We start from the raw sequence: 15,863 nt of genomic DNA on the forward strand, positions 1-15,863 counted from the left end.
TGCGGCAGGGGATTAGTTGCGGTCGCTATCGCTGTCGTCACCAAAATCGCGACCGTCTGTGTGGTCGTCGCGATCATCCGCATCCGTCGACAGGAACGCTTCAAACTCGGCCGCGATTGCTTCACCGCTTGCCGCCTCAGAATCGACCATGTCTCGCGTCTGTTCGAGAAATTGCACGTACTGACCGAGGTCTTCGTCACGTTCCACGGCCTGTGTCACCCGAATCTCCCAGGCATCGGCCGCTTCCCGAAGCGCTTCGCGGTCAAAGTTGAATAGCAGCAGCCCTGATAGTTCTTCGGTCAGCGCCAGGGTGGCCTTCGCTGCAGGCAGGTCGGGTGCCTGCGCATAGTGCGGCACCGAGGCCCATAGCGCAACGCTGCGAATCCCCTCAGCTGAAGCAGCCTCGGCAAATACCGACAACACTCCCAGCGGCCCCTGGTAGCTCGATAGCTCGAACGAGTAGTGCAGGCGCAACTCGTCGTCGTCACAATAGGTGTGCACCTGGATATCGCGGGTGTGCGGAGTGTCAGCGAGCAGCGAACCCACCTGCACGATCGCAGTAATGCCCTCCGTGACACACAAATCGAGCAGCATTTCTACGTAGCTTTGCCACTGCAATGCTGGCTCGTCGCCAATCAACACATAGATGCCGTGGTCATCTTCAGGTCGCGGGCCATAAATCACCGTGTGCGGCCATTCGATGCGGCGCTTACCGTTGGTAATCGACACCCAGGGGCGGGTTGCCGAATAGTCGTAGAAGCGCTCATCATCGATACCGTCAACAATGTGATCGAGACCGAGGGTCTTGCGCACTTCAACCACCGCGTCTGAGGCGGCGTCTCCCGCGTCGCTCCAGCCACGCATTGCGCACACCAGCACGCGTTCTCCCTTGAAGAGGCGACCTACCGACATAGTTGAGTTGCTCCTGGAGGTTTTGACTACAGAATCAGATGCGCTGATGTGGGTTTCGGAACCGTAACCGTTCACGACTCAGCCCCGGCAGCACAGTATCGACAAGCCTACTTGCAGCTAGCCTTACAATGACCTCTTGTGACGACACGGCCAGAATCGAGCGCGAATCATCGCGGCACCGCAACACTCCAGGCGGTGCTTTGGGATATGGACGGCACGCTTATCGATAGCGAGGTGGAGTGGACTCGCGCCCAGTCGGCGCTGCTCGAGAAGTTTGGGTTGCCACCGCTGAGCCTCGAAGCCGAAGAACAATTCGTTGGGGTCGCGATTGAACAGGCAGCGCTACGCTTCCAAGAACTCGGTGTGCCGCTGTCAACTGTCGATATCGCGCGCGCTATCACCGAGGATGTTGCCGCCCGCGTCGCCGCCGGGGCCAGCTGGCGACCGGGAGTTGCGCAGTTACTTGCTGAACTGCAAGCGGCACAGATTCCGATGGCTGTGGTCACTAATTCGAGCCGAAGCATCGTCGACGCCATGCTCACACATCTGCCCGGGCACAGTTTTGCATCCATTGTCACTAGCGAACGGGTTGGCACCCCCAAACCACATCCCGAGCCCTATCAGCTGGCCGCCGCAGACCTGGGTATAGCAACCCGATTTGCGATCGCAATCGAAGACTCATCGACGGGTGTGACCAGCGCGCTTCGCGCCGGCTGTAACGTGCTGGCAGTTCCCCACGGTGTGAGTGTTCCAGACAGTGACCGCTATCACGTGCGACGAACACTTGCCGGTATAGGAATTGCCGAACTTGAGCAGCTGTTGCCCACTGCGAAGCACTGAGCTTCGACGACGCACCGCAGACTCAACGGTGCTTGCTCCGGTAGTCATAACGAATGAGGAAAATGACCGAGTCTCATCCAGATGAAGCCCTCGCAGGCAGCTTCGATGTGGTTTACCCACCCTCGGGGCCGCTGCGCGATGGTGAGCGCGTGCAACTGACCGGTCCGAAGGGCCGAATGAACACCATCTGGCTCGCTGCGGGTGAGCACTTTCATTCAACCAATGGCTCGATCGCACATGACGAACTCATTGGTGCTCCCGATGGCTCGGTAATCACTTCTACAACCGGCGATAGTTTCTTGGCATTGCGACCCCTGCTGGAAGACATCATTTTGTCGATGCCACGCGGCGCCGCGGTGATCTACCCGAAAGACGCCGTGCAGATCCTTGCGCGTGCTGATATCCGGCCCGGATTGCGGGTGGTTGAAGCCGGTGTCGGTTCGGGCGCCCTCTCACTGTGGCTCCTGCGAGCTCTTGCCGGCCGCGGTGAGTTGCTGAGCTTCGAGCGCCGCAATGATTTTGCGGATGTGGCACACGGCAATGTTGCCAGCTACTTCGGCGGTGCACCCGATAACTGGCAGATTCACCTCGGCGACCTCGGTGAGCAACTGCCGAGGCAGTGTCAACCCGCAAGCGTTGATCGCATTGTGCTCGATATGCTCGCACCCTGGGAGTGCCTGGATGCAGTCACCGAGGCGCTTGTGCCCGGTGGCGTACTCGTGTGTTACGTGGCCACCGCCACCCAGCTCTCGCGCACCGCCGAAGCAATCCGGGCCACCGGTGTGTACACCACTCCGAGCGCCGATGAGACGATGGTTCGCGGCTGGCACCTTGAGGGGCTTGCGGTGCGCCCCGAACATCGGATGGTTGGCCATACCGGCTTCTTGCTCACCGCACGCCGGCTTGCGCCCAACACCCAAACTCCGCGACAAGCGCCCCGGGTTAATAAAGCGGTTGGCTCGAGCGCCGATTGGGAAGCCTGGACTCCGTCGGATCCAAGCGAGTGGACCGAGCACGCGGTGGGCACCCGTACCGTGAGCGACAGGGTGTTGCGCAAACGCGCCCGCGAAGCGCAGCGCGCCGCCGCCCGGGCAATTGCGGCAGCGGCGATCGCCAATGGTGAAACGCCCTCCGCCGTAAACACAAGTGCTATGACCAAATCGGTGGCTGGCTCGACCTCAACAAGACCTGACACAATGACTAACGCCGCCATTCAAGCCAGCGGCGAATCGTATGAATCCACCACTGAGAACGGGGACAACCAGTGACCGGTAGCCCAAATCGTGCTATTCGAACAGCCACAGCGGCAACCATGATGCTCGCCGCTGTGTCGCTGGTGGGATGCTCGCAGATACCAGCCAGTGACAACGCCAGTGCCTGCATCCCCACTGATCGGTTCCCAGTAGAACGATCCGGGGACGGTTCCGGCCCGGTCATCACCGATAATGGTATCGCCACCTTCACGATCGACCTTTACGATGACAAAGGCCAGCTCGTTGCCGAAAACCAGGCGGTGCGCACCGATCCGGCAACCGGTGACCCTGCACCCGTACCGATGGCCGGACTCAACCCGAGTTTGAACGAGATGCTGCGCTGTGCCCAGGCCGGGCAGACCGTCAGCGCCGACATCCCAAACCGTGAGTTCTACGCTGCAGACGCCATTGCCAGCGGCCAGGTTTCGGGTGACGCTTCACAGCATCTAACCGTGCACGTGTCGAAGGTCTACCACTCGGCAGCTTCCGGACGTATCGCTCCACAGCGCAATGGCATCCCGGCAGTGGTAAACGCACCCGCCGGCGGACACGGCGTGACCATGCCGAAAGAGCCGGCACCCATCGACCGGCGCGTCGCTGAAACGATCTCTGGCTATGGCGAGCCGATACAGCAGGATGACCAGGTCGTCGTACAGTTGACGGCCTATACCTGGGGAACCGGTGAACCGCTGTTCGATAGCTGGAGCAATGTTTCAGAAGCAATGGTGCTTCCAGCCACTCCGGGTCAGGTCTACACGCTCGGAGATGCAATGGTTGGCCGACGCATCGGCACTCAGCTTGTTGTGGTGGTGCCTGCCGCCACACTTCAAGAAGAAGCAGGCGAAGGTCGCCAGCCACTCGGTTATGGAGACGCCGTGGTGTTTGTGGTTGATCTGCTCGGAAAGGTGTAGCGAATTGTCGAAACGGTATTCCGCTTTTCTCCGTCATTTTGGGCGTGTTGTTACCGGCTGTGCTGCCGCTGTGCTTGCGCTCTCTCTCAGCGCGTGTGGTGGTGCAGATGCCGGAGGTGAAGCTAACGGTACCGCCGCGGCGCAGGGCACTCCCGCCCTTGACTCGGCCACCTTTACGGGCAGTTTCGGCGAAGCCCCCGAAATGACCGCGGGTGACTTGACTAAGCTCACCGAACATGTTGAACGCAAGGTGCTCGTCGAGGGCGATGGTGCGCCGCTGACCGCAGACATGTACCCGGTGCTAAAGGTGGCTACCTTCGATTTTGGTAGCGGCGAACCCATCGGCGAGTACGCTTCGCTGCCGGTGCAGGGCACGCTCAGCGAGCTGCAGCTACCGCAGGCGATTCACGCGGGTCTGCTGAACACGCCTTCAGGTTCACGCATCGCCCTATTGCCACCGGTGACCGACACCGCACAGAAGCCGGGTGCGCAGCAGACCCCCGTGTACGTTATCGACGTCATCGCAGTCGAGAAAAACCAGGCGGCAGATGGCAAACCGGTTGAGAACACTATCGATTTCATTGAGGTGACTGAGGGCGATGACGGTTCACCTCAAGTGAAGATCGCCGCCGATGCCCCCAAACTTGATGAACAGCTCATCAGCACTGTGTTGCAGGGGGATGGCCCCGAAATCGGCGCCGGCGATGAGGTCGTGGTGCAGTATCGGGGTGTACTGCTTGACGGCACCGAGTTCGACTCGAGCTGGTCTCGTGCAGGTGCCCCCACCATGTTTTCGACCGACGGTGTGGTGACCGGATTCGCTGACGCACTCGTGGGGCAGCAGGTCGGTTCGCGAGTGGTGACTGTATTCCCGCCCGAACTCGGTTATGGTGACCAAGAATCGGGGTCGATCCCGGCGAACTCTCACCTCGTGTTTGTGGTCGATATCCTCGCGGTTTATCCGAAGACCGCTACCGAGGGATGATGAGCGTGGGGCGGTAATGTCAGACGCGGTCGCTCCAAACAGTCAGCGACATCTGCGCCTACTGATGTTGCTCAGCGGTGCCGCAACACCGCTGAGCAGCGAGGAGATTTTTAATGCGGTTGCGGGCTATCGTGCCGAAGCGGGTAAGCCGGCGGCTAGTGCGGATGCGCTCGAAAAACGGTTCGCACGCGACCGCGAATCGCTCGCAGCGCTGGGCTTTCCGGTAGTTACGGTGGTTGATCCCCAGGCTCCGGGCGACCGGACCCGGTGGCGTTTCTGCCTCGACCGCGAGTCGGTCACCGCTCAGGGTGCTGCGGCTTCACAAGACCCGGTGACGATTACCGCCGAACAGCTGCTGCTACTTGATGCCGCCTCACGAATCTGGCAAGAAGCGGGAGTTGCGGCCGATGCGCGTCGCGCCTACCTGAAGCTACTCGCCAGCAGCGGCGATAGCGATCCGGCAGTAGCCCAGCTGCCCCAAATCACCCATGTGCGACGCACCGGGGGTTCGTTCACGGCGCTGCGCGATTCGATCGCACAACGCCAAGATGTGCGGTTTCACTACGCAAAACCCGGCGCCACGCACGCAGAAGCACGTTTGGTTGCACCCCTGCAGCTGGTGCAGGTAGAGGGCCACTGGCTGTGCAATTGCTACGACTATCTGCGTCGCAGCGAACGCAACTTTCTGCTGCGTCGCATCGTCGGCGACGTGGAAGTGACCCGCCCCCGACAAACCACTCACGAAGCAACGACTGATCTTGCTGCCGAGCTGCGTGCCCTGGGGGAGCGGCAGGCCGTGACAATCACGGTCGCTGATGGGTCGCGAGCTCAGCAATCGCTGCAGCGACGGGCTCTCGAAGTGGCCGAGCATCCTGCTGGTGTCGTGCTTCGCGTCCCGAGCTGGGATCACGAGTTGCTCGCTGATGAGTTAGCCGCACTTGCCGCGGATATTCGGTTGATTGAGCCCGGGTCGCTGCGTGACCGGGTGCGGTCACGCCTTATGCGTGTTCTACAAACCCACAGCGACGGAGACGACAGTGGCGAAGTTTGATGCACTCACTGCAGCGGCTGTTCTAGAGCTGCTGCAGCGTCACGAGGCGGGGCTACCACTGCCCGAGCTGGCACGGCGAATCAACACCAGTGTCGATACCACCCGCAAACTCATCGACTATCTGTGGACGCTCGGTATTCCCGATCCGGATGGCTTTGAAGACCCGTACACAATGTTCGACTTCGACTACGACGACTACGAGCGTGACCACATCCGACTGACGCACAGTCCGGTGGCGACGTTTGAACTTCAACTGTCACCAATTGAGCGCACGACGGCGCTTTTGGGGCTCCTACAGCTGCAACCGTTCACTGATTTCACCCAGCACGAATCGATCACGCAGCTCGTACACAAGCTCGATCCGGCGCTCAACCTGCAACCCGATAGCGCGGTGACCGCCGAAGTCAGCGCCATTACCGCTGCCATCGCGCGAGGGCATCAATTGCGGCTGCAGTACCGGGCCGAATCGTCGAATCGGCTCACCGAACGCAGTGTTGATCCGCTGCGCATCGAAGCTCGAGACCGGTACGTCTACTTGAATGCCTGGTGCAATTGGCGCAATGAGCAACGGTGGTTTCGAGTTGACCGCATCGTGTCACTCACCGAACTTGAGAAACCGATCGCTCAACATTCCAAGCGCGTGCGCGAAACACCGCTCGTGGTGAACTCATCACAGCTGATCGACGTAGAGTTCGCTGCCACGCCGCTTGGGCTTGAAATACTTGCTCCCTACACGGTGTCATCGACGCGGGCACATGCAGCTGCAGATGGCCGCAGTCACCTCGTTGTCGGGATGCGCAACCCGCAGCTTGTCACACGGCTGGTGTGCGAAAACTCCGGCGAACTCGAGGTGCTTGGACCGGCAGATATTCGCCGGGCCGTGTTTGAGGCCGTTACCGAATTGCTGGCTTCCGAGGCTTTCGATACCGGCATGCCACTCGCACCCAGCGGCCACACTCGCGTAGACTGAGCAGACTATGGCCTGGTGGATGTGGCTTTTGATCTGGCTGGCGCTTGCGGCGCTGCTCATCACCGTGCTCTTTTTTAGCGGCCGGACGCTCGTGCGTGAGGCCATGGGAGTCGGAACTGAGGCGAACCGTCTCATCGACGCCGTCGCGGCACTCGACATTGCTGATGATGGGGCCGAAATAGAGCCTCCTCCCAACGCCATAGTGCGTGGCCGCGCCGCTGTGGCAGCTGAACGCCGAGCATTTGTCGCCAAACGTGATGCCCGACGAGAACGACGCCGGGAAGCTAGAATTGCCAGGGCGCGTGCACTCATCACCGCAGACGCGATGCAGTATGCATACCTAACCGAGTACAAACGGCGAGAGGCTTAGATCGACTATGTTCCAAGGATTGTCTGGCGCACATTTTCTGGTGCTGCTGATCATCATCCTGCTGCTGTTCGCCGCACCGAAACTTCCTTCGCTTGCCAAAAACCTCGGCCAGTCGATGCGCATCTTCAAGAAGGAAGTTCGCCAGATGCGCGATGATGACGCGCCCGCCGGTGGCACCGTCAACGACGAGGCCGACAAATCCGACAGCGACCGCAGCGGCGCAAGCGATAACACGCAGAACTAACGTTCGTGAGCGACACGGCGCGCAAAACGCGGCGGTCGGCATCCAAACGCCCGCACTATTCGCGTAAACGGAACCCCGAAGGCCGGATGAAACTGGCCGATCACCTCATTGAGTTCCGCAACCGATTCATTATCTGCCTGATCGCCATTGTGATCACGATGGTGGTCGGGTTCATCCTGTCGGAACCGGCGCTCGATCTGATCCGTCGGCCGATTCTCGAGATCGCGCAAGACCGCGGCGGTCGCGTATCAATCAACTTCACGAACGTCACCACCGGTTTCGATTTGCGTCTGCAGATGGCGCTCACTCTCGGCGTGGTGATGGCCTCACCGGTCTGGCTATACCAAGTGTGGATGTTCCTGATGCCCGGGTTGAAGAAAACCGAGCGGCGCTATGCGCTGGGATTCCTGGGCACCGGTATTCCGTTATTCCTTGCCGGTGTGGTGACGGGCCTGGCAATCCAGCCACGCATCGTGCAGGTGATGACGAGCTTTGTGCCGTTTGAAGACACCGTTTTTTACGATGCGAAGACGTACTACTCGTTTGTGCTGACACTGTGCCTCGCCGTTGGCATTGCCTATATTGTGCCGGTGCTGCTGGTGATGCTTAATCTTGCCGGGGTGATAACCGGTAAACAGATCTTGGCGGGCTGGCGCTGGGCGGTGTTGATTACCGCCCTCTTTGCTGCCATTGCCACTCCGGCTGCGGATGTGATCAGCATGCTGCTGCTGATGGTGCCGATGGTGCTGCTGTACTTCTTGGCGGCAGGAGTGGCCTCACTATTCGATCGTGCGCGCATGAATCGGCGCAAGAACGTCGAGGCTGAAATCGAGGCCGAGATCGCGGCCGGGGCGAGCCCGCTACCCGACCCCAAACCGACCGATATTGATGCCGCCAACAGTTCCAAATCGCAACCGGGTAGGTTCGAAGCGTGAACCTCAGCCCCTCCGAACGCTACGCTAGGGCCGCCGAGCGGGCCCGCTTCCCAGAAACCGAACTGTTTCGTTCGGGGCAGCGTTTCGATCTTGACGAGTTTCAGATAGCCGCCTGCCACAGCCTCGAATCCGGCAATTCGGTGCTCGTTGCCGCTCCCACCGGTGCCGGCAAAACCGTGGTCGCCGAGTTTGCGGTGTTTCTCACCATGCGTGACCCGCACGCGAAAATCTTCTACACCACCCCAATCAAGGCGCTGTCGAACCAGAAATATCAGGAACTCGTAGCCGAATATGGCCCCACCGAAGTCGGCCTACTCACCGGCGACACGAGCATCAACCCGCAAGCTCGCGTGGTGATCATGACCACCGAAGTGCTGCGTAACATGATCTATGTTGGCAGCGAGCTGCTCACCGACCTCGCCTATGTCGTCATGGACGAGGTGCACTACCTCGCCGACCGTTTCCGCGGCGCGGTGTGGGAAGAAGTCATCATTCATCTGCCGAGCGAAGTGCGCCTGGTTTCGCTGTCAGCGACGGTTTCGAATGCGGAAGAGTTTGGTGATTGGCTGCAAACGGTGCGCGGCGACACTGACGTGATTGTCTCGGAGCATCGCCCAACGCCGCTGTATCACCACGTGCTGGTCGGCTCACGATTGCATGACCTCTACGCCGAGGGAAGCGGCAAGAAGAAGCGGCGCGTGAATCCAGATCTGCTGCGAGCTGTCGGTGCATCACGCACACCGAGTAGTAGGCGCGGACACCGCCGCTTCGCGGCGAAGCTTGATCGCGGCCCCTTCGTTGAACTGCTTGATGAGGCGCAGCTGCTGCCGGCCATATTCTTCATTTTCTCACGGAATGGCTGTGATGATGCGGTTCGGCAGGTGTGCAGCTGGGGTATCCAGCTCACCACGCGCACCGAGCGTGACGAAATCCGCTGGATCATCGACGACTACACCCGCACACTTCTTGATGAAGATCTTGGTGTGCTCGGCTTTTACCAGTGGCGTGATGCGCTCGAGCGGGGTGTGGCTGCCCACCACGCCGGCATGCTACCGATTTTCAAAGAAGTGGTTGAGGTGCTCTTCCAGCGCAAGCTGCTGAAAGTGGTTTTCGCCACCGAAACGCTTGCCCTGGGCATCAATATGCCGGCACGCACCGTGGTACTTGAACGGCTCGAAAAGTTCAATGGTGTCTCCCGGGTACCGATCACCCCCGGCGAGTTCACGCAGCTGACTGGTCGCGCCGGCCGGCGAGGCATCGATGTAGAGGGGCACGCTATCGTTCAGTGGCGTGAGGGGATGCAACCAGAATCGGTTGCGGCGCTGGCCTCCAAACGCACCTACCCGCTCAACTCGTCGTTTCGCCCGACCTACAACATGACAGTGAATCTCATCAGCCAGTTCGGACGTGAACGAACGCGGCGGGTGCTCGAATCGTCATTCGCTCAGTTTCAGGCCGACCGCGCGGTGGTTGATCTTGCCCGCCGGGTGCGACAGCAACAGGATGCACTGGTCGGCTATGCCGAATCCATGCGTTGTGAACGTGGCGATTTCATGGCCTATTCGGCAATCCGTCGCGAGCTCACCGATGTTGAGCGCCAGAAAGTATTACCTGGCGACCACGGCGCTCGTGATGCACGCAGTAAGCGACTGGCCGAGTTGCGCGACCAGCTGCGCACACATCCCTGCCACCGCTGCCCAGAACGAGAACAGCATGCTCGCTGGGCCGAACGTTATTGGCGGCTCCGGCGCGACACCGAGCATCAGCTGCGCGAGATTGATCGCCGCACCGGTGCTGTTGCGCGCGTGTTTGACCGGCTCACCGAACTTCTCTTGCGCCGCGGCTATCTCGAATCAACCAGCGGCGCCGTCGGCGAGCCCACGATTATTACTGCCACCGTGCATGGCGAGCTTTTACGACGTATCTTCGGTGATCGTGACCTACTGGTGGCTGAATGCATTCGCCGTCAACTGTGGCTCAATCTGGATGCGCACCAGCTGGCGGCCATGTGCTGTGTGCTCACCTATGAGCCGCGGCGCGACGAGGTGAATCCGCCCGAGAGGCACCTCCCCAAAGGCGAGTTCCGCACGGCACTGGCACGCACAGAGTCGCTGTGGGAAGAGCTCGACGAGATCGAAGACGAACTCCACGTTCCTCGCACAATTCCCCTAGCGACCTCGCTCGCCAAGCCAATGTTCAAATGGTCAAACGGTGCACCGCTTGAGCGCGTACTCGAAGATGCCGAAATGTCGGCGGGTGATTTTGTGCGCTGGAGTAAACAAACACTCGATCTGCTCGACCAGATCGGCACCGTTGCCTCGGGGAGTCTGGCTCGCACCGCCCAGCAGGCAGCAGACCATGTTCGTCGCGGTATTGTCGCCTACACGGGGATGGAGCAGTAGTCAGCATCGTGTCAGCCGCCATGAAGTCACGATTCGTTGTGCCCACTGCCACGCCGCTCGCGTCTCTGTTCGCCGCCGCCTCCGCTGCACTGCTACTTGCCGCTGCTTTCCCCGAGCCGGGAGTGTGGGTGTTTGTGCTGCCGGCAATCATGCTCAGCTTGTGGTCGGTGCGGGGGCGTTCGATTGCGTCCGGCGCGGCGCTGGGATTTGTTACCGGCCTGCTGTTTTTCCTCGTACATGTTTCATGGACCAGCGAGTTTCTCGGCCCGGTACCGTGGATTGCGCTCTCGGTATTCATGGCTGCCTGGTGGGCGGCCGGCCACGCGCTGATCGCACTGCTATATCGACGCCGTCGCGGCCGAAACAGTGCGGTGACCAGTGCCGGTGTTGCTGGTTTGTGGATTGCAAGAGAGACTCTTGCCGCCACCGTGCCCTATGGCGGATTTGCCTGGGGACGCATCGCCCAATCGCAATCGGCCGCACCAAGTGTCGAATGGGTCTCATGGCTGGGGCTCGCAGGGCTGGGCTTCATCGTGGTCGCCTTCAGCGCGCTCACCGTCGAGCTGTGTATGCTGCCGACAACCTCCGAGCACAGCTTTGATGCGTTCGGTAAGCCCGTGCGGCAACCTACCGGTTGGGCGACGCGCGGCGCAGTTGTAGCGGTGCTGGGGCTGGTGATCGTTGCGCTACCGCAGTTTCCGCTGCCCCAGACGGGTTCGGTGCGGGTGCTGGCAGTGCAGGGAGATACGCCAGGCGCCAGCTACTTCATCCCGTCGAATCCTGGCGAGATCATGGATGCGCACGCCCGGGCAATGTCGCAGCTCCCGGAGGACATCAGGGTGGATGTGATTCTCTGGCCGGAAGGCTCGGTGGATATCAGCCCGTTTGAGTCGGCGCGAGCCGCGTCCTGGCTTAGCGAGCTATCGGCCTCGTACGATGCCCCGATCGTGGCAAATACCGTCACCCGCACCGGCGAATGGACCGACCCAGAAACCCGGTATTTCAACACCCAGTTCGTCTGGGGCGCCGATGGTGCCGACGCCCAGCAATATGACAAGGCGCATCCGATTCCTTTCGGTGAATATGTACCTCATCGCGAGTTTTATGCGCTGCTGGCGCCGGATCTTGTCAACCTCATTCAGCGTGAGTACACGCCGGGTTCCCGCCCCAATGTGTTGGTGGTGGCCGGGCACCGATACGGCGTGTTTATCTGCTACGACATCGTCGACGACCGCCTCGCCCGCGAGGCAATCGGAAACGGTGCTGAGGTGCTTTTGGCACCGACAAATAACGCTGACTTCGCCCGCACCCACGAATCAGCACAGCAGTTGGCGACCGCTCGGCTGCGCGCGGTTGAGTCTGGCCGCACGCTCGTACAGGCGTCCACGGTGGGCTGGAGTGCAGCCTACGCACCCGACGGCAGTGAACTGGTGACACTCGATTGGTACCAACCGGGAATTATGGTCGTGGATGCGCCCATCACTACCGGTGTGACGCCAGCGATCGCGCTCGGGCCGGCAGTTGAGCTCTTGGTTGGGGGAGTGGGGGTGGTACTCACCATCATGAGCAGGCCGCACCCAACCTACGCAGTTAAGCGCTCAGCGCGACGCCGCCCGCAACGCCATTAGTCGTACGAGCGAATCTGCGGCGCGTTTGCCGTGACGGCGTGGCCAGGAGACTTGGCGGCACTACTTCTTCTTTTTCTTCGCAGCCCTGGCTTCGGCTTCTTTCTCGGCGCGCGTCTGTGCCTGCGGGCGTCCTTCAATGTCGATAACTCGAGTGGGAGTTTCGCCGCTGCGTCCGGTGGTCTGTGGTGCTCCGGCGGTCGGTTCGCGCTGCTCGCGTGCCTTAGTGCCGCGTCGCTCGCGGAGATAGTCGAGGCGAACCTGCAGCACCTCTTCGAGGTCTTCTTTCGTGCGGCGCTCAAGCAGCATGTCCCAGTGGGTACGCTGCGGTTTCTGCTCCGGGGGGGTGTAGGGAACCTCATCACCATCGGCATCCAGCAGGCGGCCTTCATCACCGGTCTTCGGTGATTCCCACACTTCGGGAGCCTCGGCGTCGGCTGCAAAGGTGACGATAAAGCGCTCGCCGTTTTCGGTCTGATAGGTGCGCAGCTGGTGATCAACCAGCACCACACCCTCATCGCTCTGCAGGCTTTGCGCTCCCAGGCGCATTCCACGAAGACTGCGGTCTGCCATCGTTCCGGATCCTCTCCGCCTCAAATCATGCTTTGGATCACCCGATCTAATACGAAGCGATCCGACGTCCAAGCCTACCTGGCTTTCGCTCAATACCGGGTTAGCAAGGCGCAACCAGGATTGGCAACTGGCCCCACCTCCGATTTATTCCTGGGCACCGGCGCCGTCTTCGACCCGGTCGATTACCTGTCGCGCCAGAGCCGGCTGATCGGTGATGATGCCCGCGACCCCCACTACCAGTAGTCGCTGCATCAGTTCAGCATCGTTCACTGTCCACACGTGCACCTCCCTGGCATGCCTACGGTAAGCGTCCATAAGCCGAGGCGACACGAGACTTAACCCGCGCACCGCCGCCGGGATCTGCACTGCATCCGCACCATCAAGGGCACGGCGCAGCAGTCGCTTCGAACGAAGCGCCACTGCGATCACCGCTTGCATTACAGCCTGCTGACCGGTGCCGAAGAACGAGTCAGGAACGAGCGCGCGCAACGCATCAATTGTGCGCTGATCAAAAGACGTGAGCAGCACGCGGTGGCTGGCGCCAGTCTCACGGATGGCAGTAGCAGTGGCCGCGATCGCGGCGGGAGTTTTGACGTCAATATTGAAGCGGGTGCGTGGGAACTGTGCGAGCGCTTCCCCAAGTTCAAGAATATGGTGTGGGCCGCGGCGGCGTGACTGCAGCTGCGCGAGTGTGAGCGAGCTGATCACGGTTGGAGTGTCGTCCCAGCGAGCTAGAACGGGGTCGTGCCAGAGCACCGCGCGGTTATCGGCAGTGACGTGGATATCGGTTTCGAGCACGTCAGCACCGAGCTCGAGTGCCGAGTGAAAGGCTGCCGCAGTATTTTCGGGAGCCGTGGATGATTCGCCACGGTGAGCGATGACTCGCGGAGTTTGCTGATCAAAATAGTGCACGCCACCAGTGTGCCGCGGCCAGATGAGAGGTCGGTAGACTCCCGCTATGGAATCAATTGCGACCAATCCACTGGCCGGCCATAACGTTGCCGGAAAACGCGTACTTGTTACCGGCTCTTCGCGCGGTGTCGGCGCCGCCACCGCCCGCTATTTTGCGCAGGCTGGCGCGAGCGTGGTGATCAACTACCGAAACAAGGCAGCTCGTGCGGAAAAGCTCGTGGCCGAGTTTGCCGAGTACGAGGGTGACAGCTTCGCGGTAGGTGCTGATCTGACTGATGGCAACTCGGTGGCAGCGATGCTTGCCGAGGTGAAAGATCGACTCGGTGGCCTCGATATTCTCGTGTTGAACGCCTCAGGCGGTATGGAACAGAACATGGGTGCCGACTACGCGCTGCGGCTTAACCGTGACGCACAGGTTGGGATGCTCACCGCCGCCCGTGAGCTCATGGGTGCCGGCGGCAGGGTGGTTTTTGTCACCAGCCACCAGGCGCACTTCATCCGCACAACTCCAACGATGGAGGCCTATGTGCCGGTGGCCGAGTCGAAGCGCGCCGGTGAGGATGCGCTGCGTGAGTTGATCCCGTCGCTTGCCGAGCAGGGCATTGACTTCGTGGTCGTTTCGGGCGACATGATCGAGGGCACAATCACGGCAACGCTGCTGAACCGGCTTGAGCCTGGGGCGATCGAGGCGCGCCGGGAAACTGCCGGTCGGCTTTACAACGTCGCCGAGTTTGCTGCCGAGGTGGCGTTGGCCGCGGTTGAGCCGGTTCCGGCAGATCACACGCGCCTCGTCGGTGACGTGTCGAGCTTCAACGCCGAGTAGTTGCCGGCTATGCGGCTTTACTGAGCGCGTATTAGAAGCACCTCGACTGCTTGCGGTTGCCCGAATCAGTCGTCGCGGATGCGGCGTTCGATTCGGGCAACTGTTTTGTTATCGGCGAGGTACTCGCCCAGTGCGCCGAGGAACTCGCGCCAGCCATCACGACATTCAGCAATAATGCGGTGCGGGTCTTCGACCGAAGCGAATCCCTGTTCAACCACGCGCACACGGGTTTTGTGAGACAGCTGGGTCACGGTGATGGTGACCTCGGAGTGCACGCCGCGTGGCTGCGACAGCAGGGCAAGTTGGATCTGTTCGCCCTTCGACACACGCACGACTCTGCCGGTTGCCACACGCGGACGCTTCTTGCGTGGTCGGGGAGTTTGGAAGGATGCGCGCGCTCCTGAACGCTTGGGTAAATCGAGTGAGGGCCACCACTCGCTCGTGTAGCGGTGTTTGGTGATCACCGCCCAAACAATGTCGGCACTCACCGGAAATCGGGTGGAGATATCGACTGTCGGAGTGAAAGACATGACTATTCCAGTTGTGGAAATACGAACCGCCCCCGGTATTTCGGCCGGGGGCGGTGCAGCTTAGTGCCTGCGGCGGTTATTTGCGGCTGTGACCGATGACCTGCCATGGCAGGAAGAATGCGAGGCAGCTGAGGAAGATCCCGGCGAGGAAGATCAGCAGGCTTCCAACACCCTGATCTTCGTGGAATGCGAGTCCGAAGCAGAAGAGGCCGGCAGCAAAGATTGCCAGGCACAGGATGGTGAGGATCCAGCGCATGAATAACTCCCTAGTTGGCAAAGACCATAAATCGTGGCGCAAACGGCACTGAGAACACTCTACGCGATTTCGAGGGTGTGTGCGTCCGCCTCGCGTGTTTTTCGTCTGAAGTTGCGCTACGACCTACAGCACGGCGAACGAAGCGCACTGGCGAAGCCATACGCGCCGAAACAGCGTAACGAACTTGCTGGATGCGTCTCACGGTGCGCCCAAGACCACTGTTTGCGATCCGACGCGCTGTGCGGTGATGGAAGATTTGTGTTCCGACTGC

General features: G+C 60.7%; 17 protein-coding genes. 12 read left to right on the forward strand and 5 right to left on the reverse strand.

The genetic code is table 11. From position 1 onward, the window contains the following. Window positions 1-12: 12 nt before the first annotated feature. Window positions 13-912, reverse strand: a complete 900-nt coding sequence (locus RQ865_RS00715) for a PAC2 family protein (RefSeq protein ID WP_311476618.1) — start codon at window positions 910-912, stop codon at window positions 13-15. Window positions 913-1,050: 138 nt separating this feature from the next. Between RQ865_RS00715 and RQ865_RS00720 the strand changes: the two genes are divergently transcribed. From RQ865_RS00720 to lnt, 11 genes are all read left to right on the forward strand, one after another. Further along, window positions 1,051-1,752 (forward strand): HAD family phosphatase, encoded by a 702-nt coding sequence (locus RQ865_RS00720; protein ID WP_311476620.1) that lies wholly within the window; start codon window positions 1,051-1,053, stop codon window positions 1,750-1,752. 62 nt (window positions 1,753-1,814) lie between these two features. Further along, window positions 1,815-3,020 carry a tRNA (adenine-N1)-methyltransferase gene (locus RQ865_RS00725; RefSeq protein WP_311476622.1) on the forward strand — a complete coding sequence of 402 codons (1,206 nt, stop codon included), beginning with the start codon at window positions 1,815-1,817 and terminating at the stop codon, window positions 3,018-3,020. 44 nt (window positions 3,021-3,064) lie between these two features. Then, window positions 3,065-3,916, forward strand: a complete 852-nt coding sequence (locus RQ865_RS00730; protein ID WP_311476624.1) for a hypothetical protein — start codon at window positions 3,065-3,067, stop codon at window positions 3,914-3,916. A gap of 70 nt (window positions 3,917-3,986) precedes the next feature. Further along, the gene (locus RQ865_RS00735) at window positions 3,987-4,901 is read left to right on the forward strand and encodes an FKBP-type peptidyl-prolyl cis-trans isomerase (RefSeq protein ID WP_311476626.1); all 915 of its coding nucleotides are present in this window, start codon (window positions 3,987-3,989) and stop codon (window positions 4,899-4,901) included. A gap of 16 nt (window positions 4,902-4,917) precedes the next feature. Continuing rightward, window positions 4,918-5,952, forward strand: coding sequence for a WYL domain-containing protein (locus tag RQ865_RS00740; protein WP_311476627.1), 1,035 nt, complete (start codon window positions 4,918-4,920; stop codon window positions 5,950-5,952). Continuing rightward, entirely contained in the window at window positions 5,939-6,922 is a 984-nt protein-coding gene (locus RQ865_RS00745) for a WYL domain-containing protein (RefSeq protein WP_311476628.1), read from the forward strand. Before RQ865_RS00740 ends, RQ865_RS00745 begins: the two co-directional genes overlap by 14 nt. A 7-nt stretch (window positions 6,923-6,929) precedes the next feature. Next, window positions 6,930-7,292, forward strand: a complete 363-nt coding sequence (locus RQ865_RS00750) for a hypothetical protein (RefSeq protein ID WP_311476631.1) — start codon at window positions 6,930-6,932, stop codon at window positions 7,290-7,292. 19 nt (window positions 7,293-7,311) lie between these two features. Then, window positions 7,312-7,536: a twin-arginine translocase TatA/TatE family subunit gene (locus RQ865_RS00755; RefSeq protein ID WP_311476632.1), complete on the forward strand. Its 225-nt coding sequence runs from the start codon at window positions 7,312-7,314 to the stop codon at window positions 7,534-7,536. Between the two features lie 5 nt (window positions 7,537-7,541). After that, window positions 7,542-8,471, forward strand: a complete 930-nt coding sequence (gene tatC / locus RQ865_RS00760; protein ID WP_311476633.1) for a twin-arginine translocase subunit TatC — start codon at window positions 7,542-7,544, stop codon at window positions 8,469-8,471. Beyond that, a complete protein-coding gene (locus RQ865_RS00765; protein ID WP_311476634.1) occupies window positions 8,468-10,873 on the forward strand; it encodes a DEAD/DEAH box helicase in 2,406 nt (801 codons plus the stop codon). Before tatC ends, RQ865_RS00765 begins: the two co-directional genes overlap by 4 nt. A gap of 20 nt (window positions 10,874-10,893) precedes the next feature. Then, window positions 10,894-12,501 (forward strand): apolipoprotein N-acyltransferase, encoded by a 1,608-nt coding sequence (gene lnt, locus RQ865_RS00770; protein ID WP_311476636.1) that lies wholly within the window; start codon window positions 10,894-10,896, stop codon window positions 12,499-12,501. 60 nt (window positions 12,502-12,561) lie between these two features. On the opposite strand, the gene RQ865_RS00775 is transcribed toward lnt, so the two are convergent. Both RQ865_RS00775 and RQ865_RS00780 read right to left on the reverse strand, forming a co-directional pair. Beyond that, window positions 12,562-13,071 carry an RNA polymerase-binding protein RbpA gene (locus RQ865_RS00775; RefSeq protein ID WP_311476638.1) on the reverse strand — a complete coding sequence of 170 codons (510 nt, stop codon included), beginning with the start codon at window positions 13,069-13,071 and terminating at the stop codon, window positions 12,562-12,564. Between the two features lie 144 nt (window positions 13,072-13,215). Beyond that, window positions 13,216-13,983 (reverse strand): glycerophosphodiester phosphodiesterase family protein, encoded by a 768-nt coding sequence (locus RQ865_RS00780; RefSeq protein ID WP_311476639.1) that lies wholly within the window; start codon window positions 13,981-13,983, stop codon window positions 13,216-13,218. 46 nt (window positions 13,984-14,029) lie between these two features. On the opposite strand from RQ865_RS00780, the gene RQ865_RS00785 reads away from it, so the two are divergent. Continuing rightward, window positions 14,030-14,806: an SDR family oxidoreductase gene (locus tag RQ865_RS00785; protein ID WP_311476641.1), complete on the forward strand. Its 777-nt coding sequence runs from the start codon at window positions 14,030-14,032 to the stop codon at window positions 14,804-14,806. 65 nt (window positions 14,807-14,871) lie between these two features. Here RQ865_RS00785 and RQ865_RS00790 read toward each other — a convergent pair whose 3' ends face one another. Together RQ865_RS00790 and RQ865_RS00795 are read right to left on the reverse strand one after the other, a co-directional pair. After that, entirely contained in the window at window positions 14,872-15,336 is a 465-nt protein-coding gene (locus RQ865_RS00790) for an SRPBCC domain-containing protein (protein WP_311476642.1), read from the reverse strand. Between the two features lie 76 nt (window positions 15,337-15,412). Continuing rightward, window positions 15,413-15,592, reverse strand: a complete 180-nt coding sequence (locus RQ865_RS00795; protein WP_311476644.1) for a hypothetical protein — start codon at window positions 15,590-15,592, stop codon at window positions 15,413-15,415. Window positions 15,593-15,863 lie beyond the last annotated feature (271 nt).

Source organism: uncultured Gulosibacter sp., from assembly GCF_963509965.1.
Taxonomy (GTDB): Bacteria; Actinomycetota; Actinomycetes; order Actinomycetales; family Microbacteriaceae; genus Gulosibacter.

Excerpts from the sequence above, each read along its gene's own strand:
- RQ865_RS00715 (WP_311476618.1), bottom strand. The coding sequence starts at position 912 with ATGTCGGTAGGTCGCCTCTTCAAGGGAGAACGCGTGCTGGTGTGCGCA.
- RQ865_RS00725 (WP_311476622.1), top strand. The coding sequence starts at position 1,815 with ATGACCGAGTCTCATCCAGATGAAGCCCTCGCAGGCAGCTTCGATGTG.
- RQ865_RS00730 (WP_311476624.1), top strand. The coding sequence starts at position 3,065 with ATGATGCTCGCCGCTGTGTCGCTGGTGGGATGCTCGCAGATACCAGCC.
- RQ865_RS00740 (WP_311476627.1), top strand. The coding sequence starts at position 4,918 with ATGTCAGACGCGGTCGCTCCAAACAGTCAGCGACATCTGCGCCTACTG.
- RQ865_RS00750 (WP_311476631.1), top strand. The coding sequence starts at position 6,930 with ATGGCCTGGTGGATGTGGCTTTTGATCTGGCTGGCGCTTGCGGCGCTG.
- lnt (WP_311476636.1), top strand. The coding sequence starts at position 10,894 with ATGAAGTCACGATTCGTTGTGCCCACTGCCACGCCGCTCGCGTCTCTG.
- RQ865_RS00775 (WP_311476638.1), bottom strand. The coding sequence starts at position 13,071 with ATGGCAGACCGCAGTCTTCGTGGAATGCGCCTGGGAGCGCAAAGCCTG.
- RQ865_RS00785 (WP_311476641.1), top strand. The coding sequence starts at position 14,030 with ATGGAATCAATTGCGACCAATCCACTGGCCGGCCATAACGTTGCCGGA.
- RQ865_RS00790 (WP_311476642.1), bottom strand. The coding sequence starts at position 15,336 with ATGTCTTTCACTCCGACAGTCGATATCTCCACCCGATTTCCGGTGAGT.
- RQ865_RS00795 (WP_311476644.1), bottom strand. The coding sequence starts at position 15,592 with ATGCGCTGGATCCTCACCATCCTGTGCCTGGCAATCTTTGCTGCCGGC.